Raw genomic sequence first — 27,000 nt, forward strand, 5'->3', positions numbered from 1 at the left:
GGCGGGTGGGACTTCTCAGGATTGCATGGGGATGCGCACGCCACGTTCGGCGGCGACCTCCCGGGCGCGTTCGTAGCCGGCGTCGACGTGGCGGATGACGCCCATCCCCGGGTCGTTCGTCAGGAGCCGCTCGAGCTTCTGGGCCGCGAGGTCGGTCCCGTCCGCGACCGAGACCTGCCCGGCGTGGATGGAGCGCCCGATCCCGACGCCGCCGCCGTGGTGGATGGACACCCAGGTGGCGCCCGACGACGTCGTCAGCAGGGCGTTCAGGAGGGGCCAGTCGGCGACGGCGTCCGAGCCGTCGGCCATCGCCTCCGTCTCGCGGTAGGGGGAGGCGACGGACCCGGAGTCGAGGTGGTCGCGGCCGATGACGATCGGCGCGGACACCCTGCCCTCGGCGACCAGCCGGTTGAACAGCAGGCCGGCCTTCGCGCGGTCACCGTAGCCGAGCCAGCAGATGCGCGCCGGCAGGCCCTCGAACTCGACGTGCTCCGCGGCGGCGTCGAGCCAGCGGTGCAGGTGCGCGTTGTCGGGGAACAGCTCCTTGAGGGCGGCGTCGGTGACGGCGATGTCCGCCGGGTCCCCCGAGAGCGCCACCCAGCGGAACGGGCCGAGTCCCTCGCAGAACAGGGGCCGGATGTAGGCCGGCACGAAGCCGGGAAAGTCGAAGGCCCGCCCGTAGCCCCCCGTGCGGGCCTCGTCCCGAATGGAGTTGCCGTAGTCGAAGACCTCGGCGCCGGCGTCCAGGAAGCCCACCATCGCCTCGACCTGGAGGGCCATGGACACCTGCGCCTTCTTCGTGAACCCGTCGGGGTCGGCCGTCGCCTCGCGGTCCCACTCGTCGGGCGAGATGCCCTCCGGCAGGTAGCTCAGCGGATCGTGGGCGGAGGTCTGGTCGGTGACGATGTCGACGTCGAGTCCGCGCCGCAGCAGTTCGGGAAAGACGGTCGCGGCGTTGCCGACGACGCCGACGGACAGCGCGCGCCTCTCGCGTTTGGCGGCGAGGACCTGCGCGACGGCGTCGTCGAGCGTGTCCGCGACGGTGTCCAGGTAGCGCTTCGCGACGCGGCGGCGCAGGCGCGCCTCGCTGACGTCGACGATGAGCACGGCCCCGCCGTTCAGCGTGACGGCGAGCGGCTGGGCGCCGCCCATGCCGCCGCAGCCGCCGGTGAGCGTCAGCGTGCCGGCGAGGCTCCCGCCGAACCGCTTGCGGGCGATCGCGGCGAACGTCTCGTACGTGCCCTGGAGGATGCCCTGCGTGCCGATGTAGATCCAGGAGCCCGCGGTCATCTGCCCGTACATCATCAGGCCCTCGGCCTCGAGGCGACGGAACTCGGGCCAGGTGGCCCAGTCCCCGACGAGATTGGAGTTGGCGAGCAGGACGCGCGGAGCCCAGGGGTTGGTGCGGAACACGCCCACGGGCTTGCCGGACTGGACGAGGAGCGTCTCGTCGTCGTCGAGCGTCTCGAGCGTACGGACGATGGCGTCGTAGGCCTCCCAGCTGCGGGCCGCGCGGCCCGTCCCGCCGTAGACCACGAGGTCCTCGGGCCGTTCGGCGACCTCCGGGTCGAGGTTGTTCATCAGCATGCGCAGCGGTGCTTCCGTCTGCCAGCTCTTCGCCGTCAGCTGCGGGCCGCGGGCCGCTCGGATGGAGCGGGAGGGATCGTGCGTGGGGGTCGTCGTGCTGCTGGTCATGCTGGTTCTCCTGTCAGGTCCTCGGTCAGGGCGGCGCCGTCCTGCCGCGTCAGGAGCGTGGCCGCCTCCTGCGCGACGAGCGCACCGATACGGTGTGCCTCCGCCTCGGTGATGCGGTAGCTGGGGACGACCACGCTGAGGGCGGCGACGGTCCGTGCGCCGGGTGACACCGGCGCGGCGATGGCCGTGACGTCCGCCTCGACGCCGTCGCGGACGACGACGAACCCGTCGGCGGCCGGGCTGCCGGTCAGCACGGCGCCCACGGCGGTCCCGGCGAGCGGGATGCTCCGGCCCACCCAGCTGGCGTGGCGGACGGAGTGGGTGCCCTCGCGCATGGCCAGGTACACGCCCTCGCCGTCGTGCGACGGAACGCTGAGGTAGGCCGACTCGCCCGTCCGGTCCACGAGGCGCTCGAGTGCGGGTTCGGCGAGGGAGACGAGCGACTCGTGGCCCAGGGCCTGCGCTCCCAGCTGCACCACGCGGAGTCCGGGCCGGTAGGCGCCGAGCGCGTCACGGCGCACGAATCCCGTCCCCTCGAGTGTGCGCAGCAGGCGCAGGGCCGTCGACGCCGACAGGTCCGTCTCCCGCGCGGCGTCCGCGAGCGTCAGCGACCCGGCGTCGCAGACGGCCCCGAGGAGCACGAGCGCCCGCTCGACGGTGCGGGTCGAGGATTCTGCCATGGTCGCCTCCTTGCATTCAGCCCTGCCGTATATTTCACTTATTGAAACGTCCTTTTCATTCAATGGCAAGAGCGGCGCGAGCCGCAGGAACCGAGGCACCATGTCGCACCCCTCCGTGATCGTCGGGACCGGCCCGCTGTCCCCCGCCGACGTCGTCGCAGTGGCGCGTCGTGGCGCAGAGGTGGAGCTCGCGGCGGACGCCCTGTCCGCGATGGCCGCGTCCCGCGCCGTCATCGAGTCCCTCGTGGACGACGGCACACCGCACTACGGAGTCTCCACCGGATTCGGCGCGCTCGCGACCAAGCACATCCCGCTCGACCAGCGGAGCCAGCTCCAGCGCAGCCTCATCCGCAGCCACGCGGCGTCCTCGGGCGCGGAGGTGGACCGCGAAGTGGTGCGCGGGCTCATGCTCGGCCGGCTCTCGACCCTCGCCACCGGACGCACGGGCGTGCGTCCGGTCGTGGCGTCCACCTACGCCGCCCTGCTGAACGCCGGGATCACGCCGGTCATCGGGGAGTACGGCTCCCTCGGCTGCTCGGGGGATCTCGCCCCGCTCTCCCACGTCGCCCTGGCGCTCATGGGTGAGGGCGACGTGCGGACCCGGTCCGGGGAGCTCGTCCCCGCCGCCGAGGCCCTCGCCGCTGCAGGCATCGCCCCGGTGGAACTGCGCGAGAAGGAGGGCCTGGCCCTCATCAACGGGACGGACGGCATGCTCGGGATGCTGGTCCTCGCCGCGGCCGACCTGCACCGCCTCCTCACGACCGCGGACCTCGCCGCGGCGATGAGCGTGGAGGGGCTCCTGGGGACCGATGCGGTCTTCGCCGAGGACCTCCACGCGCTGCGCCCGCACCCGGGCCAGGTGGCCTCCGCCGCGTCCATCCGAGCCCTCCTCGAGGGATCCCCGCTCATCGCCGAGCAGCTGACCTCGGAGACCGGGCGGCACCGCTTCACGCGCGTCCAGGACGCCTACTCCCTCCGGTGCGCTCCCCAGGTGCACGGCGCCGCGCGCGACACCCTGGCCCACGCCGAATCCGTCGCCGCGATCGAACTGGGCTCCGCCATCGACAACCCGGTGATCACCCCGGACGGGCGCATCGAGTCGAACGGGAACTTCCACGGCGCACCCGTGGGCTATGTCCTGGACTTCCTGGCGATCGCCGTCGCCGACGTCGCCTCCATGAGCGAACGACGCACGGACCGGTTTCTCGACAAGTCCCGGAGCCACGGGCTCAATGCGTTCCTCGCCCACGACCCCGGCGTGGACTCGGGCCACATGATCGCGCAGTACACGCAGGCGGGTATCGTGTCCGAGCTGAAGCGGCTCGCCGTCCCGGCCTCCGTCGATTCCATCCCCTCGTCCGCGATGCAGGAGGACCACGTGTCGATGGGCTGGGCCGCGGGCCTGAAGCTGCGCAGGGCGATCGACGGACTGACCCGGGTGCTCGCCATCGAGATCCTCACGGCCGCACGGGCCCTGGACATGCGCGACGGCGGGGCGGGCGCCGAGGGTGGCCTGCGCAGTTCCGCTCCGATCTCCGCCGTGCGGGCCCGGCTGCGCGCCGATGTCGAGGGTCCCGGCACGGACCGCTACCTCGCTCCGGAGATCGAGGCGGCCCGCCTGCTCGTGGACGACGGCGCGCTGCTCGCGGCCGCGACGGCCGTGCTCCCAGCACCCCTCCCGTGAAGCTTGTTAGGGTGGGCTAACCACTCTCCCCGGAAAGAAGCGCCGCTCCATGTCCTCGCCCGTGTCCGAACCGTTCCGCAAGCCCCCTCGCCCACAGGCCGTCCTCACGGTCCTGGAGACCCGGAGGCTGAGTCCGCACCTCGTGCGGGTGGTGGCGGGCGGACCGGGCTTCGCCGACCTGCAGGAGTGCGACGCCACGGACAAGTACGCCAAGCTGCTCTTCGCGAAGCCGGAACTCGGGCTGGTACCGCCCTACGACCTCGCGGCACTGAAGGACGCGCTGCCGGCCGAGGACCGCCCGGTGAAGCGGACCTACACCATCCGCTGGCTCGACCCCGCCGGGCAGCGGCTCGCCATCGACTTCGTGGTCCACGGCGACGAGGGCGTCGCCGGTCCGTGGGCGGCGAAGGCCTCCCCGGGGGACGCCCTCGTGCTGATGGGCCCGTCCGGCAAGTGGTCGCCGGACCAGGACGCCGACTGGCACCTCTTCGTCGGGGACGACTCCGCCCTTCCGGCGATCGCCGCCGGCATCGAGGCGCTCCACCCGGACGCCCTGGGGCACGCCTATCTCGAGGTGGACAGCGCCGCCGACATCCTCCCCCTCGCCGCGCCCGCGGGCCTCGAGCTGCACTGGCTCCAGCGGGCCGGCCGGCCGGCCGGCACGACGACGCTGCTGGCGGACGCCGTCGCCGCCGGGCCGTGGCTCGAGGGCACCGTCGACGCCTTCGTGCACGGCGAGCGTGGCGCCATGAAGGCCCTCCGCGACGTCCTGTTCAAGGAGAAGGGCCTGGCGCGCTCGCAGGTCTCCCTGTCCGGGTACTGGGCCTACGGCCGCGAGGAGGACACCTTCCAGGCGGAGAAGCGGGAGCCGATCGGCAAGATACTCGACGACTAGGACGGCGCCCTAGGCCGTCATCTCCTGCGGGCGCCTCCTCGGGCGCCGGTCCAGCAGGTCCATGGCGGGTTCCGCGAGGCGTGCCAGGACGGGTCCGAGGACGGCCATGAGCAGCACGTAGGTCGTGGCCAGGGCGGCGAGATCGGGAAGGACGGCCCCGGACGCCACCGCGAGTCCCGCGATGACGATGGAGAACTCGCCGCGCGCCACGAGCGCTGCGCCGGCGCGTGCGCGCCCGAGCCTGCCGATGCCCTGCCGTCCCGCGGCCCACCAGCCGGTCGCGATCTTCGTGACCGACGTGACGAGGGCCAGGAGCAGCGCGAAGGCGAGGACCGGAGGGATCGACGACGGATCCGTGTTGAGCCCGAACACCACGAAGAAGATGGCGGCGAACAGGTCCCGCAGGGGTTCGAGGATGCGCGCGGCGTTCTCCGCCGTCGCGCCCGAGATGGCGATGCCGAGCAGGAACGCGCCGACGGCCGCGGAGACCTGGAGGGCGGAGGCGAGGCCCGCGACGAGGAGCGCGGCGCCGATGAGGGTCAGGAGGAACACCTCCCGGTCGGTGCTGTCCACGACGGCCGAGACGACGTTGCCCCACCGCAGGGCGATGACCAGCACGAGCGTGACCACGAGCAGCGAGATGCCCACGGTGCCCAGGCCGCCGGCGAAGCTGAGGCCGGCGAGGACGGCCGTCAGGACGGGGAGGTAGATGGCCATGGCGAGGTCCTCGAAGACGAGGATCGCGAGGACGGTGGGCGTCTCCCGGTTGCCGAGCCTGCCGAGGTCGCTGATGACCTTCGCGGCGATGCCCGAGGACGAGATGTAGGTGACCCCGCCCATCACGAGCGCGGCGACGGGACCCCAGCCCAGGACGACGGCGACGAGCGCGCCCGGCGTGAAATTCAGGGCGAAGTCCACGATGCCGGCCAGCCAGGACTGGCGGAGGCCTGTCACCAGCTCCTTCGCCGTGTACTCGAGGCCGAGCATCAGCAGGAGCAGCACCACGCCGATCTCGCTGGCGACCTCGCTGAACTCGATCACTCCGTCGAGTTCGATGAACCCGCCCTGCCCGAAGAACAGGCCTCCGATGAGATAGAGCGGGATCGGCGAGAGCCCGATCCGGCCGGCGAGCCGCCCGAGGATCCCGAGGAACAGGAGGATTGCGCCGAGTTCGATCAGGGTGAGGGCGGTCGTGTGCACAGGCGGCTCAGCCGTTGCGCAGGATGTCCGCTGCGGCGTCGAGGCCCTCGGACGTGCCCACCACCACCAGCAGGTCGCCGGCGGCGAGCGTGAAATCGGGCGTGGGTGAGGCCTGTACCTGGCCGGAGCGCAGCACGGCGACGAGCGACGCACCGGACCGTGACCGCATGCGGGTGTCCCCGAGGGGGCGGCCGTCGAACGGTGAGCCGCGCTCGATCAGGAACTGGCGCGTGGAGACGCCGGGAAGGTCGCGGTGCTCCTCCGTCAGCTGCGCGACGAGCTGGCGCGAACCGAGGAGGTTGCCGATGGTCGCCGCCTCGTCCGGGGTCAGCGGGATGGAGGCGACGCACGCGTCGGGGTCGCCGGCCTTGGAGATGATGAGGTCGAGGTCGCCGTCGCGCTGGGCGACGATCCCCACCCTCCGGCCGGAGCCCGTGACGATCTCTCGCCGCACTCCGATGCCCGGGAGGCGCGTTTCGATGACGTTCATGCGCCCATCCTAGACCTGCCCGGACGACCCGCTGTCCGGTCGGGGCGCTGCGGAGCTCCCGTTCGCTGAGGGCGTGGCAGTGGCGCGGGGAGCGTACAGATCGGGTTCGAGGTAGATGGCGGTGGCGATCGGGACAGCTGCCCGGATGCGCTGCTCCGCGTCGTTGATCGCACCGGCGATCTGCGATCCGGTGTCCTGGCTCTCGACCGAGATCTTGGCGGCGACGAGCAGCTCGTCGGGACCCAGGTGGAGGGTCTTGAGATGGATGATGCGTGTGGTGCCGTCGTCGCTGATGGCTGCCTCGATCTTCGCGACGGCGTCTGCGGAGGCGCTCTCGCCGAGGAGCAGGCTCTTGGTCTCGACCGCGAGGACGGCGGCGATCGCGACGAGGAGGAGGCCGATCATGGCGGTCCCTGCCGCGTCCCACACACCGTTGTCGGTGAGCAGCGTCATGGAGACGCCGATCAGGGCGAACAGGAGACCCAGGAGCGCGCCGAAGTCCTCGAGGAGGATGACCGGCAGCTCGGGCGACTTGGCGGTGCGGACGAAGCGCACCCAGCTCATGCTCCCCCGCGTGTGGTTGGACTCCCTGATGGCGGTGCGGAACGAGAAGGACTCGGCGATGATGGCCCCGATCAGGACGGCGAGCGGGACCCACCAGAACGATCCCTCGATGGGATGGGGGTCCTGGTACTTGTGGTACGCCTCGTAGAGGGCGAAGAGACCGCCGACGCTGAACAGGACGATCGACACGATGAAGGCGTAGATGTACCGCTCCCGGCCGTAGCCGAAGGGGTGCTCCGGGCTGGCCTGGCGCTTGGCACGCTTGCCTCCCACGAGCAGGAGGACCTGGTTGCCCGAGTCCGCCACCGAGTGGATCCCCTCGGCGAGCATGGACGACGAGCGCGTGAGCGCGTAGGCCACGAATTTGAGCGCGGCGATCGTGAGGTTCGCTGCGAGGGCCGCGATGATCGCCTTCTTGCCTCCACCTGCTGACATGGTTGGGTTCCGTTCCCTCTGCCCGGCTCCGGGCGGCTCTCCGACGATGACCAGGCCGCGCGGCACGTGCGCCGCGGAGCCTCCGGCTCCAACTCTACGAGTTCTCCCCGCGCGAGGGGCGGGCGTCCCGCACGGTGACGGACCGTTGCGGGCGACGGCGATCCCGTCGTCGGGCTCAGGCGGGGCGGAGGGCTGCCGCGGCGGCCGCGACCCGTCCGGGATCGGCGCCGAGATCCTCGGGATCGGCTCCGGTGAGCAGGACGGCCGCGAGTTCCGCGATGCCCGACGACGTCTGGAAGCCGTAGCCGCCCTGCCCCGCGAGCCAGAAGAACGCGGGGTGGGCGGGATCGAAGCCCACGACCGGCAGACCGCTGTCGCGCTGTGTCCGCAGGCCCGTCCAGGACCGCCGGATCGACGTGATGCCGAGGGTCGTCACCCGATCGAGGTACGCGACGAGCCGTTCGACGTCCCCCGGACGGGGTTGTGCGTCGCCCGGCTCGGCGGGTTCCGCCTCGCTGGGCGAGATGAGCACGCCGTCGGCGTCGGGCCGGTAGTAGAAGGAGTCGTCGGCGGCGGCGACCATCGGCGTTCCGACCCGCGGTGCGTTCTCCGCCGCCACGATCGCGGCGGTGCGACGCAGCGGCACGAGGCCCTGCGGTGCGACCCCGCACAGCTCCGCTACGCCGTCGGCCCATGCTCCCGCCGCATCGACCACGACGCCGGCACGGATGGCCCGGTATCCCGCACGGACGCTCCAGCCGCCACCGTCGTAGCGTGCGGAGGTCACGGGTGCCCCGGTCAGGATGATGACGCCGTCGTCGCCGGCGCTCCGCCGGTGGTACTCGAGCAGGAGGTCGGTGTCGGTGCCGACGCAGTCCGTGTCGACCGCGGCGGCCTCGAACGACGCAGGACGGAGCTGGGGGCACAGCGCGAGCGCTTCCGCGTGGGACACCCCGCGCATCGATGCGTTCACCTTCGCCGCGACGTCGGCTTCGGATCCAACGAGAAGGAAGGACCGCGGGACGGTCAGCGGCAGTCCCGTGGAGGACTGCACGCCGGCCAGCAGGTCCAGCGTGCGGCGGGTGAGGTCCACGACGTGCCCGGGGCCGTAGCTCGGGATGAGCTGGCGCGCCGACCGGGACGACGTGTGGTACCCGAGCGAGGACTCCGCTTCGACGAGCACCACGCCGGCGAACGGCGCCAGGGCGGACGCCAGCGACAGGCCGGCGATGCCTCCGCCGATGATCAGGACGTCGCACTCGAGGGGGTTCATCCCGTCATCCTAGGATGGCGCTCCCCCATCCGGGGGCGTCCGGTGTGCTCTCCCCGTCGATAGGGCGGACCCCGAGCCCAGGGAATACCGTCCGGGCACCGATAGTTCCGGCTAGTCGTGAAAGCAATCGTCTACTCCTCCACCGGTCCCTCCTCCGTTCTCTCTCTCGTCGACCGCGACGTAGCGACGCCCGGTCCGGGCGAAGTGCGGGTCCGCATCGTCAACTCCGGCGTGAATCCCACAGATTGGAAGGCCCGCGCTGACGGCGACCTCCCGTTCCCCGAGGTAGTCCCCAACCAGGACGGCGCCGGAGTCGTCGACGCGGTCGGGGAGGGCGTCATCGAGCCGCAGGTAGGCGACCGGGTATGGATCTACCTCGCTGCTCACGGCCGCCCGACGGGCACCGCCCAGGAGTTCACCGTGATTCCCGCCGAACGGGCTGTCCGCCTGCCGGACGGCGTCGATCTCGATGTGGCAGCCAGCCTGGGTGTACCGGCGATGACGGCGCACCGCGCCCTGACCGTCCACGAGCAGGGGCCGTCGCGACTCGCTCCCGGCGCCCTCGAGGGACGCACAGTCCTCGTCCAGGGCGGCGCCGGAGCCGTCGGCCACGCGGCGATCCAACTCGCCGCCTGGGCGGGCGCAACCGTCATCGCAACGGTCAGCAGCGACGCGAAGGCCGAGCTCGGTCTCGCTGCGGGGGCCCACCACGTGCTCCGCTACCCCGACGACTCCCTCGCCCACCACATCCGCGAGGTTGCTCCGGGCGGCGTCGACCATGTCGTGGAGGTGTCTCCCGGGCAGAACGCGGCGCTCGACGTCGAGGTGATCGCCAACCATGGCTCCATCGCGTACTACGCGAACAACAATGGTGACGACTTCACCGCCCCCGTGGTCGCGAGTTTCGCAAAGAACGTCCGCTGGCAGGGCCTGCTGCTCTACACGGTGGGTCAGGATGCGCTCGCCGCTGCGGCGGAGGACATCACGGCGGCGCTGAGCAGCGGGGTATTGCCTGTCGGGAAGGCTGCCGGACTCCCCCTCTCCTGGTTTCCGCTCGAGGAGACCGGCGCCGCTCACGACGCCGTCGAGAACGGTGTGACCGGCAAGGTCATCATTCGCGTCTCCGACGAGAACTCCTGAGCGATCGACCCTTCCCGGTCAGGAAAGGAAGCGTATGACGCTCGACGACTGCCCCTGCGGAACCGTTCTGCCGTATGGGGAATGCTGCGGGCCGCTCCACCGGGGAGGGGCAGCTTCGACGGCGTCAGCACTGATGCGCTCACGGTTCTCGGCGTTCGCTCTCGGGCTCGAGAGGTACCTGCTCGATTCGTGGGACCCATCGACACGTCCGGATACCGTCGATCTCGACGGGGACGTCGAGTGGCGTCGCCTGCAGATCGTCGACACGGTCCTCGGCGGCGACTGCGACGACGCCGGCGTGGTGGAGTACCGAGCATCGTTCCGGAGAGCCGGGCGGTCGGGGCTGCTGCAGGAGCGCAGCCGATTCGTCCGGGTGGAAGGGCGCTGGATGTATGTCGACGGGGACGTGCGCGCCTAGGACCTGCAGCACCCCGCGAGGTGGTGCCGGATTACGCGCCACCCACGTGCGCGCCCGGCGCGCCGGCGTCGGACGCCTGCCCGCCATCCGCTCCCGGACTGCCCGCGTCCACCTCGGCGCGCGCGGCGACGAAGGCCTGCACGCAGGCCTCGATGTCCTCGCCGGTGTGCGCTGCGGAGAGCTGCACGCGGATGCGGGCGGCGCCCTTCGGCACCACGGGGTAGCTGAACGCCGTGACGAACACGCCGTGCGCGAGCATGGCGTCGGCGGTGCGGGCGGCGAGCACGGCGTCGCCGAACATGACCGGGATGATCGCGTGCTCGCCCTCGAGGAGCTCGAAGCCCTCCTCGGTCATGCGGCGGCGGAAGAGGGCCGCATTACGGGCGAGGGTCTCCCGGAGCTCCCCGCTGTTCTGCACGAGGTCCAGTGCCGTCAGGGTCGCGGCGACGATGGACGGCGCGAGGGAGTTGGAGAACAGGTACGGGCGGGCCCGCTGGCGCAGGAGGGCGACGATCTCGGCGCGGGCGGCGACATAGCCGCCGGACGCACCACCGAGCGCCTTGCCGAAGGTCCCGGTGAAGATGTCCACCCGGCTCGCGACACCCGCGTGCTCCGGGGTCCCGGCGCCGGTCGCACCCATGAAGCCGACGGCGTGCGAGTCGTCGACCATGACCATCGCGTCGTACCGCTCGGCCAGGTCGCAGATGGCCTCGAGGGGAGCCAGGTAGCCGTCCATGGAGAAGACGCCGTCCGTGACGATCAGGCGGCGTCGGGCCCCCGAGGCGTCCTGCAGCTTCGCCTCGAGGTCCGCCATGTCCCGGTTCGCGTAGCGGAAGCGCTGGGCCTTGGACAGGCGGATGCCGTCGATGATCGACGCGTGGTTGAGTGCGTCGGAGATCACGGCGTCCTCCGCGCCGAGGAGCGATTCGAAGACACCGCCGTTCGCGTCGAAGCAGGAGGAGAACAGGATGGTGTCCTCGGTGCCGAGGAACTCCGAGACGCGCCGCTCGAGGTCGAGGTGCAGGTCCTGGGTGCCGCAGATGAAGCGGACCGAGGCCATGCCGAAGCCCCGCTCGTCGAGGGCCGTCTTGGCCGCCGCGATGATCTGCGGATGGTCGGCGAGGCCGAGGTAGTTGTTCGCACAGAAATTGAGCACCCGCGCGTCACCTGCCCCGAGGGCTCCCGCTGTGATGGTGCTGGACTGGGGCGAGGAGATGCGCCGCTCGCGCTTGAAGAGGCCTGCGCTTCGGATGGCGTCGAGCTCATCGGCGAGCTGGCCGCGGACTGCTGAGTACATGGTGTTCCCGTTTCCCTAGAAGGTCGTCCAGTCGAGGACCACTTTGCCGCTCGCGCCGTCGCGCGCTGTCATGAAGCCCCGCTGCCATTCGCCCGCGGGCAGGCAGTCGGTGACCACCGACGACACCGCCTCGCGCAGCGTCCGGTTGGACTGGAGCATGGCGCTCATGGCGTACCAGGTCTCGAACATCTCCCGCCCGTAGATGCCCTTGAGGGTGAGCATGTGCGTGACCACCTTGCCCCAGTCGATCGAGATGGGCCCCGAGGGCAGGCCGAGCATGGCGATCCGCCCGCCGTGGTTCATGTTGTCGATCATCTCGGGCAGGGCCGTGGCGTGCCCGGACATCTCCATCCCGACGTCGAAGCCCTACTTCATGCCGAGTGCGTGCTGGGCCTCGGCGATGCGCATGCGGCTGACGTCGACGGCGATGTCGGCGCCCACGCCGCGGGCGAGCTCGAGGCGCGGGGCGGAGACGTCGGTGATGGCGATCTTCCGGGCCCCGGCGTGGCGGGCGACGGCGACGGCCATGAGACCGATGGGGCCGGCCCCGGTGATGAGGACGTCCTCGCCGACGAGCGGGAAGCTGAGCGCGGTGTGGACGGCGTTGCCGAAGGGGTCGAAGACGGCGCCGAGTTCGGGGGTGATGGTTGCGTCGTGCACCCATACGTTGGTCTCGGGGACGACGACGAATTCCGCGAAGGCGCCGTCGCGCTGCACACCGACGCTCGAGGTGTGGATGCACATCTGTCGGCGGCCGGCCCGGCAGTTGCGGCACACGCCGCAGACGATGTGGCCCTCCCCCGACACCCGGTCGCCGACACGGACGCCGCGGATACCCTCGCCGAGGGCCACGACCTCGCCGTAGAACTCGTGGCCGGGGATCAGCGGTGCCGAGATCATGCCCTGCGCCCAGGGGTCCCAGCTCTCGATATGGAGGTCGGTGCCGCAGATGCCGGTGGTCATCACGCGGATCTTGACCTCGCCCCACCCTGCCTCGGGCTCGGGTCGATCCACGAGTTCGAAACCGGGGTGCGCCCCGGACTTGTACAGCGCCTTCACTGGACATTCCTTCCATGCCGCTCCGGGCCTCCGGCGGGATGGGCCGGGCCTGTGCGGTACGAGTGCCGGGCGGGATATGCCCGGCAGCAACACTATCAGCGGACGACGGCGGGCACGCGTGGGCTCGAGCGCACGGCGGGGCCGCCGTCAGTCCTCGAGCACCGCCGAAAGGACCTCGAGTCCGAGGGCGAGGAACTCCGGGGCGTCGTCGGACGAGGCCGCCAGGGCGCTGCCCATGCTCGTCGCCCAGCCCCGCGCCCGCGCCCAGATGGCGGCGTCGACCGGCCGCAGGGCCTCGAGTTCCGTGCGGAAGACCGACCTGCCCGCCGCGTCGAACACGAGCCATGCGGCGGCGAGGTCGGTCGCCGGATCACCGGAGCACAGGTCCCCGAAGTCGACGACGCCGGCCAGCACGCCGTCCGGTCCGAGCACGAGATTCGCCGGGTGCAGGTCGCCGTGCAGCCAGAGGTCCGGGCCCGTCCAGGCCGGAGCGGCCAGGGCCTCGTCCCATACCCGGAGCAGCAGGCCCTCCGGGGCGTTCGGCAGCGATGCGAGCCGGTCCCGCAGGACGTCGTCCCGCGCCGCCAGCGGCCCGCCCCGGCCCACGGGGCTGACAGGGGCACCGGGCGGAGCGGGCTGCTGGAACTCCGCGAGGAACCGTGCGAGCGGGCGGGCCGCCGGCAGGCGACGGGCGCGGGGCACGGTGATGCCGGACTCCCCCTCGATCCACCGACCGACGGACCAGTGCCAGGGGTAGCCGGGACCGGGCACACCGCACCGGAGCGGCGCCGACGTCGGCACGGCCAGCCGCGCCGTGATAACGGGCAGCCACTGCTGTTCGGCGACCATCAGCGCGTCGGCGACCTGCCGCCGGGGCAGCCGCACCACGAGGTCCGGTCCGAGCCGGAAGAGCTCGTTGTCCCAGCCGTGGCCCGCGGGCCGCAGGGCGCGGTCCGCGAGGTCCGGGTGCTGGTCTGCCAGCAGCGATACGACGAGGGAGGGTGGGATGTCGATCTCCGCCCTCGGCAGAACCGCCATCGCACCCTCCCGGATCCTGCTGGAGCTATCCCTCGACGCCGAGGCGCTGCAGGATGAGCTCACGGACGCGGCCGGCGTCGGCCTGTCCGCGCGTCGCCTTCATGACGCCGCCCACGATCGCGCCGACGGCCTGGACCTTGCCGCCGCGGATCTTGTCGGCGACATCGGGCTGGGCCGCGAGGGCGCCGTCGATCGCCTCGAGCAGCGGGCCGTCGTCGGACACGACGGCGAGCCCGCGCTGCTCGACGACCTCCGCCGGCGTACCCTCGCCGGCGAGAACGCCGTCGAGCACGTCGCGGGAGAGCTTGTCGTTGATCTTGCCGGACTCGATGAGCGCGTTCAGCTCCACGATCAGTTCGGGCGTCACGCCCAGTTCGGCGGGCTCGAGGTCGGCGAGCTTGGCACGGCGGGAGATCTCGCCCATCCACCACTTGCGGGCGACGGCGGCACTCACGCCGGCGGCCACGGTGTCCTCGATCGAGGACATCACGCCGGCATTGACGACGTCGCGGAACTCCGCGTCGGAGTAGCCCCAGTCGGCCTGCAGGCGCTTGCGGCGTTCGGCCGGGGGCTCGGGGAGCTCGGCGCGCAGCTTCTCGATCCACGCATCGTTCGTCACGACGGGCACGAGGTCGGGCTCGGGGAAGTAGCGGTAGTCGTCGGCGTCGGACTTGGGGCGCCCTGATGTCGTCGAACGCGTGTCCTCGTGCCAGTGGCGCGTCTCCTGCAGGATCGGCGTGCCGGAGTCCAGGACGGCGGCGTGCCGCTGGATCTCGTAGCGGACCGCGTGCTCGACGGCGCGCAGCGAGTTCACGTTCTTGGTCTCGGTGCGGGTGCCGAACTTCTCCTGGCCGTGCGGGCGGAGGGAGACGTTGGCGTCGCAGCGGACGTTGCCGCGCTCCATGCGGGCGTCGGAGACACCGAGGTTCTTGACGATCTCGCGGATCGCGGCGACGTAGGCCTTCGCGAGCTCGGGGGCTCGCGATCCGGCGCCCTCGATCGGCTTGGTGACGATCTCGATGAGGGGCACGCCGGCGCGGTTGTAGTCCACGAGCGAGAACTCGGCGCCCTGGATGCGGCCCGTGGAGCCACCCATGTGGGTGAGCTTGCCGGCGTCCTCCTCCATGTGGGCGCGCTCGATCTCGACCGTGAAGACGGTGCCGTCGGCGAGCTCGATGTCGATGGAGCCGTCGTACGCGATGGGGTCCTCGAACTGGGAGGTCTGGAAGTTCTTCGGGGTGTCCGGGTAGAAGTAGTTCTTCCGGGCAAAGTAGCACTTCTCGGCGATCTTGCAGTTCAGCGCGAGGCCGATCTTGATCGCGGACTCCACGGCGACGCCGTTGACGACGGGCAGGACGCCGGGCAGGCCGAGGTCCACGGGCGTCACGTTGGTGTTGGGCACGTCCCCGAAGGCGTTGGGTGCGGAAGAGAACATCTTGGTCCTCGTGTTGAGCTCCACGTGGACCTCGAACCCGAGCACGGGATCGTACTTCTCCATGGCCTCGTCGAAGGTCAGGACCTCATCGGTTACAGCAGTCATTACTTCCCACCTGCGCTTCCTGGAATGGCCGGGGCCTGGGCCAGCAGCGGGCCGCCCCACGTGTCTTCGAGCAGTGATTCGAGGACGGCGCCCACCCGGTAGAGGCGCGCGTCCTGGCGGGCCGGCGCGAGGAGCTGGATGCCGACCGGCAGCCCGTCCTCGTCCGCGAGGCCGCCCGGCAGCGACAGGCCGGGGATGCCCGCCATGTTCGCCGGGATGGTGGCGACGTCGTTCAGGTACATCGCCAGCGGATCGTCGAGCTTCTCCCCCAGCTTGAACGCCGTGGTCGGGGCTGTCGGGGAGATGAGCACGTCGGCCTGCTCGAAGGCTGCGGCGAAATCGCGCTGGATGAGTGTGCGGACTTTCTGCGCCGAGCCGTAGTAGGCGTCGTAGTAGCCGGCGCTCAGCGCGTAGGTGCCGAGGATGATGCGGCGCTTGACCTCGTCCCCGAAGCCTGCGGCGCGGGTGGCCCCCATGACGCGTTCGATCGTCGGGGCGCCGTCGGGCACCACACGCAACCCGAAACGCACCCCGTCGTACTTCGCGAGGTTGCTGGAGGCCTCCGACGGCATGATCAGGTAGTAGGCACCGAGCGCGTACTGGAAGTTGGGGCAGGAGACCTCGACGATCTCAGCACCCGCCGAACGCAGCAGCTCGAGCGACTCCGAGAAGCGCGTCAGGACACCGGCCTGGTAGCCCTCGCCCTGCAGCTCCCTGATGACGCCGATGCGCATGCCCTCGACCTGGCCGAGGCGGGCGGCCTCGACGAGTGCGCCGACGGGATCGGTCAGCGACGTCGAGTCGTGGGGGTCGTGGCCGCCGATGACCTCGTGCAGCAGGGCGCTGTCGAGGACCGTCCGGGACACGGGGCCGATCTGGTCGAGCGAGGAGGCCATGGCGATCGCACCGTAGCGGGAGACCCCGCCGTAGGTGGGCTTCACGCCGACCGTCCCGGTGACGGCGCCGGGCTGCCGGATGGAGCCGCCGGTATCGGTGCCGAGGGCCAGCGGGGCTTCGAACGCCGCGACGGCCGCTGCGGACCCGCCGCCGGACCCGCCGGGGATCCGGTCCAGGTCCCACGGGTTGCGGGTGGGACCGAAGGCCGAGTGCTCCGTGGAGGACCCCATGGCGAACTCGTCCAAGTTGGTCTTGCCGAGGATCGGCATCCTCGCGGCGCGCAGCTTGCGGACCACGGTGGCGTCATAGGGGCTCTGCCAGCCCTCGAGGATCTTCGACCCGGCCGTGGTGGGCTGGCCCTTGGTGACGATGAGGTCCTTCACCGCGATGGGCACGCCGGCGAGGGGGTGCAGGGTGTCGCCGTCGGACCTGGCCTTGTCCACCTCGGCGGCGACGAGCAGCGCCTCGTCGGTGTTGACGTGCAGGAAGGCGTTGATCGCGCCGTCCACGGCGCCGATGCGGTCGAGGTAGGCCTGCGTGGCCTCGACGGCGGAGACCTCCTTCGACGCGAGTTTCTGCGAGAGGGTGTCGGCGGAGAGGTGGATGATCTCGGTCATGGGTTACTCCCCGTCCAGGATGGCAGGGACCTTGAAGCGGCCGTCCGCGTTGTCAGGGGCGCCGAGGAGCGCCTCCTCGTTGGTGAGGGTCTCCCCCACGACGTCGTCGCGGAACACGTTGCTCAACGGGATGGGGTGGCTCGTCGCGGGGACGTCGTCGCCCGCCACCTCGCTCACGGTCTTGATGGAGTCGACGATCACCGCGAGCTCACCGGCCATGCGGTCGAGCTCGTCGTCGGTCATGTCGATGTGGGCGAGGCGCGCGAGGTGCGCGACGTCGTCCCGGTTGATCTCAGCCATGGATCTCCCCTGGAAGTCGGAAGTGGGTATCTGCCCTCCAGTCTAGTGCTGGCGCGTCCGGCACCCGGCATCCGGCGGGACGTCCCATACGCTTCCCCGTCTCAGAGCGGCAGGCGGAAGACCCAGAGCAGGATGTCCTCGTTGGGGACCTCCCAGTCGCGATCGGGGACGCGGACGAACCCCATGGATTCGTAGAGGCGGTGCGCCCGCACCATGTCCGAACCGCTCGTCAGGCTCACCGCCTCGATCCCGGGAAGCGTCCTCGCATGCTCGATGATGCGCTCGACCATGGCCCGGCCCACGCCCCCGCGCTGGACGGCGGGGTCCACGGCCAGCATCCGGAACTCGAGCTCACCCTCGACGGCGATGTCCGTGTACCGCTGGCCCGCGAACGTCAGCGCGACCGACCCGACGACGGCGCCGTCCCGCTCGGCGACCCACACCTCGGCGTGCTGGGCGCGGTGCTCGATGTCGGACAGGACCGCCATGTAGGGGTGCGAATCGTCGGCGAAGTAGCCGGCCTCCAGGTAGGCGCCGCGCGTGATGCGACGGACGTCGTCGAAGTCCTCCGGCTGGACGGGACGGATGGTGAGGCGGGAGTCGGACACGGCGTTGCCGGACGGAGCGGAAGTCACCGGTTCAGTTTGCCATGGGGCAGGGCTCGACGACGCCCGGCCAGGTGATGTCCCGGCCCCGGGCGGACGTTCGACCGCAGTGGCACCCGGACACCTCCGGTGGACCGCCTACAGGCGGCAGGAGGGTGTCCGTATAAGGCACCTTCACCGGGCATGTTCTCGGGCGGGTGTTACGGGAATCCTTGAGTGCAGTGTCTGTGCGGCCGCCTCCTTCCCCGACCGCTCATCTGCAACTGTCCGAGTAAGGGACCGACTTACGGGCGCGGTACGGAACGACTCGGAGACTCGAGCTGTTGGTTCGGTAGCCGTAAGGCCTGCCGGTCTCCGGGTACTGTGACTACAACCGTCCGAAAGGTAGAACCTTGAACAAAAACCGCAGTCGGATTGTCACTTATCGTGATCGCGCTCGAATCCAAAGCGTTCTCGGGGCGATTCCCGTCCTGTTCTTTTTTATTGCAGGTGTCTACTTCGGCGCAACTCAGGGCAACTGGTGGATACTGGTTTGCGCCGTCGTGGCGGGGGCTGGTCTTGCAGTCTTTGTTTGGGACAGTGAACGAACGCATCGTGACAACCCCTAGCCGATCTTGACGGACACAGCGAAATACCTGCCGCACATGTCTGTTAGCGATCGGCTTGCGGATAGCTTGACGAAGAGGCCATCGACCGGCGCCCCTCACCAGCTTGCATCTTGATGAGCAAAAGCATTTCGAGTCACTTGCGCCTTCTTCGGTGTAGCTTCGACAAATGAGTCCGTCGGTACCCCGGAAGGTCAGTGCGGAGCTTGAGGAGCTCCTTCAGGGACGTCACAACTTTTTCGTCCACATCTCGAAACGCCAACTTGCGGCGAGTCTGTGGGACTACGGGGAGGACGAGCTCGCCCAGCAGGCCCTGCTTATCTCTGATGAAGACCTCGAACATGTTCAGGCGATCGCTGCATGGTATGAGGATCCGTCCTACCCACTGCCGATGAGCGGGCAGAATATAACGCACCGTCACGTCGACGCCTTCGCGGCGATCACCTTCTACGAGGGCGAAGTGCGCCCGCTTGTCCGCACCCGTCGCCGACCGGAGAAGAACCGCCCCGCGCAGTATCAGCCTGAGCCAGTCCCTCGTGCCGTGGTTCCGCCAGTCGTTGAGAGACCGAACGGTTACGCCATGGAATCAATATCATGGCCGGAAGCATGGCAGTCGGAAGCCCGAGCCGCACTTATGCGCTTTATCGGTGTGGAGGACAAAGTCGAGATTCTCGTCGGCGATCCCCGTTCTTCATTGGGTGGCACACTTCTTGGTGGGTATGTCTACCTCCAAGATTCGAAACTAATGATCATTCACGATCGCTCGGGTCGGCCGTATGTTTACCCGTCGGCGCTTTTTGGCGGTCCTGTGCTTGAAATCGTCGAGCTTTCACGCCCCCGACGTAGGTCGATCTACCGGCACCCACACTGGTCGAAGCCTCGACGTGCTTGACCAGCAACAGTCGGAATCACGGCCGAACGTCCAAGCCTGCAAGACCAAAGAGATACGTTCAGCGATCCTCGTGCGCCCACGCTGCCGACGTGTCCGAGCTGAGGCGGGCTGGGAGATTCCTTGCCTAATCTCCGGTGAATCCGTCCAGCAGTTCGCGCAGGATGTCTAAGTGCCCGCAATGCCGACCCGTTTCTTCGATCATATGCAGCAGAACCCAACGCACGCTTTGTCCGTCGTCTCCACCGCGGCAGAGATCGTCCATTTCATGCCGCTGCAGCACTTCTCGGGATTGGCGGCAGGCAGCCTCGTAGTCGTCGATGATGCCTGCCAGGCTGTCCTGTTCGCTTACCCGGAACTCCCCGTCGGGATCCTCTATGGACCATCGGGTGGGAACATCGTGCCGGCCGTCGATGCGGTCCTGGAACCAGAACTGCTCAACGTCAGTCAGGTGTTGCACCAACCCTGACACCGTTGTCAGCGAGGGCACGAGCCGCTTAGCGCCGTCGGCATCGCTGAGGCCACTGGCTTTCATCACTGCAGTGGCTCGGAAGTAATCCAGGAAGCCGGTCAGAGATTCCCGTTCTCCGGCTGCAGTAGGCGGGTCAGTCCGAGTGTCGATGTCCATCTGCCCAAGCTAGTCAAGGGGGTCGAGGTACGGCATAGGCGCGCCCAACCCCACTAGCCAAAAGCTACGGAACGGCCTGAACAAGATTCCCGGTGACGGATCCTCGAGCGGGACGGCCAGCGATTCCGCAGAGGGATCCTTCATCTCTGAAGAAGCAAGGCGGTAGGGACGCTGACCAGGCCCCGGCCTCGACTGATACCAATCAAGCCAGCCTCACGAGGACGACTTTGGTTTCCGTCACTCGTGGTTTGCTGTGTTCATGCCTGAATTCCGAAAGAAGTCGCTACATACCGCTCGTCGACGGTGATCATTGCGATAGTGATCTGGGCGGTAGTGATTCGGACGCTCATCTTTGTGATCGCAGAAGCACTTGAAATTTCAGGCGCTTGGAGCGAGCTGGTGAGCATCGCACTCTTCCTCGCGCTCTTCATTCCACTCTCTGTCGCTGCAGCCAGGGAACTCAATGACCTACGACGAGAAGAACTTGAACCTCTTCCCCAGATTCCTACCCGACGCTCACTGATCGGGTTCGGCGTCTTCACCGTCCTGTTTTGGGGCTTCTTCGGGTGGTTCGTGCTCTGGAGCGATCGCTTCGTGTTCCCGCTTTTGCCGATACTCAGCACTATTTTCCTAGTAGTGGCTATCCGAAGGTATCACCTCGCAGGTCAACCACGGACAAGTGATCCGATTGTTTGTCCGAACGGCGCTTCCTCGCCAGATGGCCGCTGAGGGATCCTGCTACTGAGCGCTCGGCATGCTTGTCAGCGTGGGCGACGATGGCGCCGCGCTAATGCGACACTTGCCGCGAGGACGCTCAGTACGAGAACTGGAGCATACTTACTCTTCGCCGGGGGTGGTCCTGGTAGTTGATCACGTGCGAAGGCGTCCACAAGTTGGTCGAGTTCGTCCAAGCATTCACGAGCGGACGTGTCATCACCCAGATCCCAAATCCACTCCCGGTACTCCACATCACCGACAACGCAGACGTCGTCATCGAGGTTGTCGTACCAAATTTCCATCGTCTTGCCCGAGCCTGCGCGTTGCACGATGCTGGTACGCCATCCATTCGCTGCTGCATGTTCCTCCTCCCACCCCGTGTATGACCGAGTGGTAGTGACAGCAGCTTCATTTCGCAGGACCGCGAGATCAAGTGTTTGATGAAGATCGACCACAAAGTCTGGCTGCGGAGGTTCGGGCCGTTCGCGTCGATTTCGCGGGTAGCTCGCCATGGTCGTCATCGTTCCACTGGTTGCCCTGATAGTGCTACAGCCGACCATCACGCTGTCGCCTAAGGACCGTCTTGCGATCAGCGGAGTCGACGCTGATGAACCCCACATGCCCTTTCTGTGGTCCTGTGAGTAAAACATTGAGCTGGTTGATACTGGCAGTCATGGTCGGCGGACTTTTCCTTCTTACTCTCGTTCTAGGTCAACCTGTCATGTTCTTCGCTTTTTGCATTCCTTTTCTGGTGATAATCGTATTGATCGACCGCAAGTCGTCCCGAGGGAAGGACGAGGACAAGAAGTAGCTAGTCAATCCAGTTATGTCTCATGAACAGCGTGAAGATATTCAGAGTTGTGTCCGCTTAGGGATCCTCCTGCGGGAATGGCGCTGAGCGGGAAGCTGCGCTCAGCGAATGGTGGAGGCAGCGTCCTTCATGGATGATTCTTCGCTTGTCTCGCTGTGACGAATGATGAGGGAGGTTGTAACGAGGACTACGGAGAGTAAGAAGCTAGTAAACAAGAGCACCACGTAGATCAGCGATACCAGCACGGCTGCTGGTGCGGTATCCCAGATCTCGGGTAGCGACAGGAAGGTCAAGCTGTTTCCGACGCCGAAGTTCGTATTGATGAGCGGGCCCAATACAAGCAGAGCGACTGCCGCGACTCCGAACCGCGCTCCGAACGTCATCGTGGACTTCGCCAGCGTTGCACCAGACATGTCACTCCTTAGTTCGACCTACGTCTTTGTTCCAAGAAGCGGAACCCCATGTGCCTAAGTGTGGACCCAGGTAGTTACCACATCAACGCTTCCGCGGGATCGAAACCCACCTGTTAGCCGTACGTCCCATGGCTGAGTGCGGTGAGGGATCCCTGTGCGGGCAGCTTGTGCCGCATCAGCTAATCCAGCCGAGGGTTGGCACGGGTCTTGAAGGTGAAGTCCACAGTTCACCGAGCGGGTACCGTTTGAGACTCCAACTGACACGGGGGTACAGACGGTGGATTCATCGAAGCGTGTAGCCAGAGTTGGCGTTGTTTTCGGTGCTGTGGCGATCGTCCTATACATCGGGGCAACAATCGCATCAGCTGTTGAGTACAACATGACAGAAGCAGCAGGCCTGCCGATCGACGGCCCTCCCACAGTCATTCTCCTCGCCGGCTCCATCGCGATAGGGCTCGCTGTTGTTGCTCTCGCTCTGCTGGTGCTGGCCTGGATCCTCCGTAAGGCCACCAGGCGAAACATCAGGACCTTAAGCTGAGCTGCATCCTCCGGTACTGGATCCGCTATCGGACGCCGGTCATGACCAATACTGACCTAGCGTTCCGTCGTGCGGTGCCACTCCGTTTGCAATGTTTGACTCTCAGGTGCGACGAAAGCCCCGCACCTACTGCAGATCAGACGCGCGTTGCGCTCTGATCGTCGATACTGATCAAAAACCTGCACCCAGTCGAGACCAAGGTACTGCTGAAACTTCGTCCAAAACCCCATGGTGCGAGTCTGCCATCCGTATCCGAACTGACGAACGCGGAAGGATCCTTTTGCGGTACGTGAAAGGTGTCCCACAGTAGCTAGCCGCTGTTATCTCTAGTCCGCTCGAATAACAAGGTTCGGGTGTGGTTGGTCCCAGCCATCTGCAATGTAGGTCTCGGCCTTGGCTCCATCAGGTATGAGTCTGGCCTCAATGCCGAAGGCGATGTAGGAGCCACTTTCTTTCTCACCAGCGTTGAAGCCGCAGCCGCCAGTAGTTTGTTCATAACCCGGAGCGACGACGACCAGGCAAGTGCTTGATCCAAACTCTGTCGTCTCTATGCCTGCAACAAAGCGCAGCCCTGCAGTCTCAGTGAGCAAGCGGCTCGATCCTGCATCGAGGTAGGTGATCCCCGACTCACTTGGCGGACTGTCGGCGGCCGTCGACGCAGTACCAAGGACATCGAGAGACTCATGTTCCAGCAGCGGCGCATTACAGGCTGCAGTCAAAAGGGTCCCGATGACGCCTACCGCTGCGTACGTTGATCTTCCACTGGTGCGCACTGAGGGCCCTTTCCCTTCTGGGTCAAAGTACAGGGCCAACGCCTGCTCGACCATCAGTACCCTTCCCGCTAGAGCATCGATCAGCGGACGTCGGTTAGCGTTCTAGCCCAGAGTGATACCTCATCTCGCTCAATACGAAGCCGCCGATCGACTCTTAGTGGTTTCGTCCGCGATCATATTTACACGCTATGCGCCGCGACATCGAGCAGATGCGCAAGGACGCTCTGCGCTGACGCCCGTCGGAGGGAACAGCGCCGCCCTGTGTGATGATCGCGGCTTCCGGTGGCAGGCTGTGTAAATGGAAGAACGGATCATCACCGCGGTCATCGGCGCAGCCTTCGTCGGCGTCGGGGTCCTGTGCGCCCTGCTGATCCCACGGATCAACCGGTTCCGTGCCACACTCAGGAAGCCCGCCGCCCCCAAGAGGGCTCTGACCGTCTTCAAGGCGCACGGCATCAGGAACTACATCGGATTCTGCATCGGGACGGTGCTCTTCGGCCTTCTCCTCATCTTCGTCGGCGTGACCGACCGCGTACACGGCTGGGATCGGCAATAGCCCTCAGGGATCGCTGTACCGGCGCCCGCACTTCGGGAACGCGATAGACGGGTTGTACTTCATCTTTCTGGCTGTCCCGGACAGGAATCGCTGGCCGTCCCACTCGAGGATCGACTTACGGGCAGTTCGTACATCACCGCATTCGGAGCGTCAATGCTTGTCCCCTAGGCTGACGAGTAAATACGCGAGAGGACTCCATGAGCAGCACTGCACAGGAAGGCGAACACCACCGGAGAATGACCATGAGCCAGCGCTTGGCGGTATGGGCGGCTCCAGTGATGGTGTTCATCGCGATTCCATTGAACGTTTTTGCTGGTTTCACCACGATGCTGATCGTGCTCGGCGTTGTCCTTGTGGCCTGGATCGTCTTACTACTGGCCGTTATTTGGACAGAACGCCGTCGAGAGGATGCCACCACCGTTGGAGAAACCGAACCTAACCGGTAAGGGATGACCTATGCACCTTGAGCTTGCGGCGTTTCATGGTCGAGGGCCGGGCCCAGGCGTAGGCTGCGCTGCCGTATGACAAGTTTAGGAACTCGGCCGACGGAAAGGCTCCCAGTAATGGACGCAGAGGAAGAAGCGACGGTAGTACAGGGGCATCGTACTTGGACCGGTATGCCAGCCGAAGGAGAAGCTGCTGTAGGCCGCATTGCTATCTGGGCAGCACGTGTTGAAGAGAACATAGTGCGTCTATGTGCACAGTTGATCAACGCCGACAACTTCCATATTGGCTATACCGTGACTGCAAACATGAGTGCGTCAGCAATGGCCGACCTTGCGAAAAAACTGGTTACTACATCAAAGTTGTTTAGCGACGAGGATAAGTCCTACGTCACGGCAACACTGGTGGAAGCGAAAGAAGCTTTAATGCAACGAAACCAAATCCTGCACGCGAGTGTGGGAGAAATTATGTTCGACGATAAATCGGTTTTTTACCGGCGGAAAAAGGGGTCCGTGCCCAACGGACCAAGTTCGGCGCGGGAATCAACCCTGCATGGATTAGAGGAGCTTGATGCAATCGGCGTTCGGCTTTTCAACGTATCAGAGGGCCTAGGGGCATACGTTAATTTGCCCTGACAGACGGCAGCCTAGGCGACCAAAGGCCCAGCCTAAGCCTCGCAGTCATGGTTATCAGTCATGAATCTCTTACCGCTACGTCGGGGTACACCCTACGCAGCACACGCCGCACGTAAGCGGATCCCTCTCCGCTCAGGCTGGTACCTTCACCATATGAGCGCTTTAGCGAAAGCAAGGTGAAGCGCGTGGGCGCTGGTTTTGTAATGATCTTGCTCGCGGTTGCTGCATTCCGTGGAAGAAAGGTCATTGGGCGTTTCCAGGCTAACGTGCTGCTCCAAGCCTTCAACATCGGCGCGGACCGGCAGCCCGAAATTGCAGCTGGCCTGGCTACGGTATGGGTGGCTGTGTCGGTGATGCTCTTCGCAGGCGGGCTCGTGATCGTTGCGGCTGATCTTCTAACTCGATGACACTCAGCAATCGTTGAGCACGGAACCTAGGGCATAGGTTCGCAGAAGCATCCGCTTATCGGTCAGAGTGGTACCTGGACTGACAGACTGTGGGTGTGACTTCCACAGAACAAGATGTCAGAAAGAAGGGCTTCTGGGTCAGAGCTCTCCGACGCACTCCGAACTGGATCATCTTCCTCGTCATTGCTGTGTTGTATGCAGTCTTCTTGCTGGGAAAGGATCTTCTTACCGGCGAGACGGTCGTGTTGGCCGACGTTGCCCTCGCCGTTCTCTCAGGCCTTGCGCTCTCCGCTGTCATCTTTTGGGTCAACCGGTGGAAGAGTGCCAGGGAAAAGAAGAAGCCCTCGGGTTCGCCTACACAGACCAACGTCGAACGAGCAATGTCCACACGCCGGATCCCGGACGACGCATCAGCCGAACAATGGGTTCCCGAGCTCCGTAAGGCGATCCGCGCGGACCGAGTCATGGCCTGGATTGGCCCCCTGTTGTTCGGGGCGTTCGGGGTCATGGGAATCTACTTGATCATCGACAATCCCGAACACCCTTGGTTCTGGATACTTGCAACCATCTTCTTCTTCTCCGTCGGAGCTTGGTACCCCATCTGGACCCGTCGACGCCGGAAAAAGCTACTTGCACTCATCGCCCAGTTCCCCACCGCTGGCGGCCCTGCGGACAACGCCCGGTAACCCATCGACTTACGGCCAGTAAGCCCGTTCCGCTGGTGTCGTCCGCCGGTGCTGGCTGCATACGCCAGCTAGCGGCCTAAGGGGATGGTGGTCCCGGTAGGGTTTCGCTTGGATTTTTTGGATCGCGCCCGCGTTCCCTCCAGTAGTCATCGCGTTGACGTCGAACCAATCTGATGACACCGATCATGAAAAGAACAAAACCCAAAGCTATAGCCGTGGGCCCAATCCACACCCCCGGAGCCCCTGAATTCTCGAAGAATCGCGAAGCGACAAATCCTAAGTAGGTTAATATCACTCCACTAAGGGCAAGCTTTGACGGCACTCGCATCCACGCCGATTTACTCACTACATCCTCCAACTAGGTGCCTGCCGTGCCTTATTGCAACTCTGGAATAGGGGCCCGTCGTAAGCTCCTCGACACCAGAACAGACGCTCTGGCAGATTCACGGCAACCAGCAAGTCGCCAGTCTTGGTCACAGGGCTCGCTGCCATCCAGCCCTTACTGAGCCTAGATCGCAGATTGGCATGAGTCATCCGCTCCTGGTGATCTGTGGTTCGCTGTCGTAGTGACCGACCAGATTCGAACGAAACGTCCCCGGCCAGCACGCCGACGCCTGATCATCGCCGCGGTGATATGGCTACTGCTTATCCGGACCGTTCTCCTCATCGGGGCGGACACCCTCGAGATTCCGGATGTGGTGTACAACATCGTCGGCGTGGGGCTACTTCTCGCGATCTTCATCCCACTGTCACTCGCTGCGATGAAGGAGCTCAATGACCTTCGGCAGCGCGGCGAGGCGCCCCTCCCCAAAATCCCCACTCGACGCTCACTGATCGGCTTCGGCGCCTTCATGATCGCATTCTGGTGCTTGGCACTCTGGGTAATCCTGTCGAACGACAACTTCGTGTTCCCCCTACTGCCAATCCTGGGCACCATCTGGCTCATAGTGAACATCCGCAGGCATAACCGCGCTGGAGATCCGCCTCAACCCAGTCTGTCCACCCGCGCAAACTGATGTATTTGAACACGAACCAGCGCCCGCAGAGAGATCCTCTAACGGACGGTGGTAG

Annotated in this window: 28 protein-coding genes and 1 pseudogene; 13 read left to right on the plus strand and 16 right to left on the minus strand. The window is 66.6% G+C overall.

Annotation, left to right across the window (positions count from 1 at the left end; genetic code table 11):
* Positions 1–15: 15 nt before the first annotated feature.
* Both hutU and ACX80L_RS05200 read right to left on the minus strand, forming a co-directional pair.
* The gene (gene hutU / locus ACX80L_RS05195) at positions 16–1,695 is read right to left on the minus strand and encodes a urocanate hydratase (RefSeq protein ID WP_459288137.1); all 1,680 of its coding nucleotides are present in this window, start codon (positions 1,693–1,695) and stop codon (positions 16–18) included.
* On the minus strand, positions 1,692–2,375 hold the full coding sequence (locus ACX80L_RS05200; protein ID WP_459288139.1) for an IclR family transcriptional regulator: 684 nt from the start codon (positions 2,373–2,375) through the stop codon (positions 1,692–1,694). The genes hutU and ACX80L_RS05200 overlap by 4 nt, the downstream gene beginning before the upstream one ends.
* A 100-nt stretch (positions 2,376–2,475) precedes the next feature.
* Here ACX80L_RS05200 and hutH point away from each other — a divergent pair, with 100 nt between their 5' ends.
* Together hutH and ACX80L_RS05210 are read left to right on the plus strand one after the other, a co-directional pair.
* Positions 2,476–4,059 (plus strand): histidine ammonia-lyase, encoded by a 1,584-nt coding sequence (gene hutH, locus ACX80L_RS05205; protein ID WP_459288141.1) that lies wholly within the window; start codon positions 2,476–2,478, stop codon positions 4,057–4,059.
* A 49-nt stretch (positions 4,060–4,108) separates the two neighbouring features.
* Complete coding sequence (locus ACX80L_RS05210) at positions 4,109–4,954, plus strand: siderophore-interacting protein (protein WP_459288143.1); 846 nt, start codon at positions 4,109–4,111, stop codon at positions 4,952–4,954.
* Positions 4,955–4,963: 9 nt separating this feature from the next.
* Here the strand turns inward: ACX80L_RS05210 and ACX80L_RS05215 are convergent, their stop codons facing one another.
* The 4 genes from ACX80L_RS05215 to ACX80L_RS05230 all read right to left on the minus strand — a co-directional run bounded on the left by ACX80L_RS05215 (position 4,964) and on the right by ACX80L_RS05230 (position 8,916).
* Entirely contained in the window at positions 4,964–6,154 is a 1,191-nt protein-coding gene (locus ACX80L_RS05215) for a cation:proton antiporter (protein WP_459288145.1), read from the minus strand.
* Between the two features lie 7 nt (positions 6,155–6,161).
* Entirely contained in the window at positions 6,162–6,644 is a 483-nt protein-coding gene (locus ACX80L_RS05220; protein ID WP_133082134.1) for a cation:proton antiporter regulatory subunit, read from the minus strand.
* 9 nt (positions 6,645–6,653) lie between these two features.
* Entirely contained in the window at positions 6,654–7,643 is a 990-nt protein-coding gene (locus tag ACX80L_RS05225) for a cation diffusion facilitator family transporter (protein WP_208740732.1), read from the minus strand.
* A gap of 175 nt (positions 7,644–7,818) precedes the next feature.
* The gene (locus ACX80L_RS05230; protein ID WP_459288148.1) at positions 7,819–8,916 is read right to left on the minus strand and encodes an NAD(P)/FAD-dependent oxidoreductase; all 1,098 of its coding nucleotides are present in this window, start codon (positions 8,914–8,916) and stop codon (positions 7,819–7,821) included.
* Positions 8,917–9,033: 117 nt separating this feature from the next.
* On the opposite strand from ACX80L_RS05230, the gene ACX80L_RS05235 reads away from it, so the two are divergent.
* Complete coding sequence (locus ACX80L_RS05235; protein WP_459288150.1) at positions 9,034–10,056, plus strand: NADPH:quinone reductase; 1,023 nt, start codon at positions 9,034–9,036, stop codon at positions 10,054–10,056.
* A 34-nt stretch (positions 10,057–10,090) separates the two neighbouring features.
* On the plus strand, positions 10,091–10,474 hold the full coding sequence (locus ACX80L_RS05240; RefSeq protein ID WP_133082130.1) for a YchJ family protein: 384 nt from the start codon (positions 10,091–10,093) through the stop codon (positions 10,472–10,474).
* Positions 10,475–10,505: 31 nt separating this feature from the next.
* On the opposite strand, the gene ACX80L_RS05245 is transcribed toward ACX80L_RS05240, so the two are convergent.
* From ACX80L_RS05245 to ACX80L_RS05275, 7 genes and pseudogenes are all read right to left on the minus strand, one after another.
* Complete coding sequence (locus ACX80L_RS05245) at positions 10,506–11,771, minus strand: glycine C-acetyltransferase (protein ID WP_459288152.1); 1,266 nt, start codon at positions 11,769–11,771, stop codon at positions 10,506–10,508.
* 15 nt (positions 11,772–11,786) lie between these two features.
* Positions 11,787–12,830: pseudogene (gene tdh, locus ACX80L_RS05250) on the minus strand (L-threonine 3-dehydrogenase).
* A gap of 147 nt (positions 12,831–12,977) precedes the next feature.
* Positions 12,978–13,868, minus strand: a complete 891-nt coding sequence (locus ACX80L_RS05255; RefSeq protein ID WP_459288154.1) for an aminoglycoside phosphotransferase family protein — start codon at positions 13,866–13,868, stop codon at positions 12,978–12,980.
* Between the two features lie 25 nt (positions 13,869–13,893).
* Complete coding sequence (gene gatB, locus ACX80L_RS05260) at positions 13,894–15,408, minus strand: Asp-tRNA(Asn)/Glu-tRNA(Gln) amidotransferase subunit GatB (protein ID WP_133082126.1); 1,515 nt, start codon at positions 15,406–15,408, stop codon at positions 13,894–13,896.
* Positions 15,408–16,922, minus strand: a complete 1,515-nt coding sequence (gatA, locus tag ACX80L_RS05265; RefSeq protein ID WP_133082125.1) for an Asp-tRNA(Asn)/Glu-tRNA(Gln) amidotransferase subunit GatA — start codon at positions 16,920–16,922, stop codon at positions 15,408–15,410. The genes gatB and gatA overlap by 1 nt, the downstream gene beginning before the upstream one ends.
* Before the next feature lie 3 nt (positions 16,923–16,925).
* Positions 16,926–17,222, minus strand: coding sequence for an Asp-tRNA(Asn)/Glu-tRNA(Gln) amidotransferase subunit GatC (gatC, locus tag ACX80L_RS05270; protein WP_459269215.1), 297 nt, complete (start codon positions 17,220–17,222; stop codon positions 16,926–16,928).
* A gap of 101 nt (positions 17,223–17,323) precedes the next feature.
* A complete protein-coding gene (locus tag ACX80L_RS05275) occupies positions 17,324–17,857 on the minus strand; it encodes a GNAT family N-acetyltransferase (RefSeq protein ID WP_459288156.1) in 534 nt (177 codons plus the stop codon).
* A 744-nt stretch (positions 17,858–18,601) separates the two neighbouring features.
* On the opposite strand from ACX80L_RS05275, the gene ACX80L_RS05280 reads away from it, so the two are divergent.
* Positions 18,602–19,324, plus strand: coding sequence for a hypothetical protein (locus tag ACX80L_RS05280; RefSeq protein WP_459288158.1), 723 nt, complete (start codon positions 18,602–18,604; stop codon positions 19,322–19,324).
* A gap of 124 nt (positions 19,325–19,448) precedes the next feature.
* Here the strand turns inward: ACX80L_RS05280 and ACX80L_RS05285 are convergent, their stop codons facing one another.
* Positions 19,449–19,949: a DinB family protein gene (locus ACX80L_RS05285; protein WP_459288160.1), complete on the minus strand. Its 501-nt coding sequence runs from the start codon at positions 19,947–19,949 to the stop codon at positions 19,449–19,451.
* Between the two features lie 354 nt (positions 19,950–20,303).
* Here ACX80L_RS05285 and ACX80L_RS05290 point away from each other — a divergent pair, with 354 nt between their 5' ends.
* Positions 20,304–20,678, plus strand: a complete 375-nt coding sequence (locus tag ACX80L_RS05290; protein WP_459288162.1) for a hypothetical protein — start codon at positions 20,304–20,306, stop codon at positions 20,676–20,678.
* 900 nt (positions 20,679–21,578) lie between these two features.
* On the opposite strand, the gene ACX80L_RS05295 is transcribed toward ACX80L_RS05290, so the two are convergent.
* Entirely contained in the window at positions 21,579–21,890 is a 312-nt protein-coding gene (locus tag ACX80L_RS05295) for a hypothetical protein (RefSeq protein ID WP_133082113.1), read from the minus strand.
* 277 nt (positions 21,891–22,167) lie between these two features.
* Between ACX80L_RS05295 and ACX80L_RS05300 the strand changes: the two genes are divergently transcribed.
* Positions 22,168–22,428, plus strand: a complete 261-nt coding sequence (locus ACX80L_RS05300) for a hypothetical protein (RefSeq protein WP_133082112.1) — start codon at positions 22,168–22,170, stop codon at positions 22,426–22,428.
* A 326-nt stretch (positions 22,429–22,754) separates the two neighbouring features.
* On the opposite strand, the gene ACX80L_RS05305 is transcribed toward ACX80L_RS05300, so the two are convergent.
* A complete protein-coding gene (locus tag ACX80L_RS05305) occupies positions 22,755–23,255 on the minus strand; it encodes a hypothetical protein (protein ID WP_459288164.1) in 501 nt (166 codons plus the stop codon).
* Between the two features lie 244 nt (positions 23,256–23,499).
* Between ACX80L_RS05305 and ACX80L_RS05310 the strand changes: the two genes are divergently transcribed.
* The 6 genes from ACX80L_RS05310 (at position 23,500) to ACX80L_RS05335 (ending at position 26,945) form a co-directional block, all read left to right on the plus strand.
* Entirely contained in the window at positions 23,500–23,757 is a 258-nt protein-coding gene (locus ACX80L_RS05310) for a hypothetical protein (RefSeq protein ID WP_133082110.1), read from the plus strand.
* A gap of 197 nt (positions 23,758–23,954) precedes the next feature.
* A complete protein-coding gene (locus tag ACX80L_RS05315; RefSeq protein WP_133082109.1) occupies positions 23,955–24,203 on the plus strand; it encodes a hypothetical protein in 249 nt (82 codons plus the stop codon).
* Positions 24,204–24,320: 117 nt separating this feature from the next.
* Positions 24,321–24,836, plus strand: coding sequence for a hypothetical protein (locus ACX80L_RS05320; RefSeq protein ID WP_459288167.1), 516 nt, complete (start codon positions 24,321–24,323; stop codon positions 24,834–24,836).
* Between the two features lie 185 nt (positions 24,837–25,021).
* Positions 25,022–25,243 (plus strand): hypothetical protein, encoded by a 222-nt coding sequence (locus tag ACX80L_RS05325; RefSeq protein ID WP_133082107.1) that lies wholly within the window; start codon positions 25,022–25,024, stop codon positions 25,241–25,243.
* A gap of 95 nt (positions 25,244–25,338) precedes the next feature.
* Positions 25,339–25,929 carry a hypothetical protein gene (locus ACX80L_RS05330; protein WP_459288169.1) on the plus strand — a complete coding sequence of 197 codons (591 nt, stop codon included), beginning with the start codon at positions 25,339–25,341 and terminating at the stop codon, positions 25,927–25,929.
* A 566-nt stretch (positions 25,930–26,495) separates the two neighbouring features.
* Positions 26,496–26,945: a hypothetical protein gene (locus tag ACX80L_RS05335; RefSeq protein ID WP_133082105.1), complete on the plus strand. Its 450-nt coding sequence runs from the start codon at positions 26,496–26,498 to the stop codon at positions 26,943–26,945.
* Positions 26,946–27,000: the final 55 nt, after the last annotated feature.

It is taken from the genome of Arthrobacter sp. MDT1-48-3, from assembly GCF_054511015.1.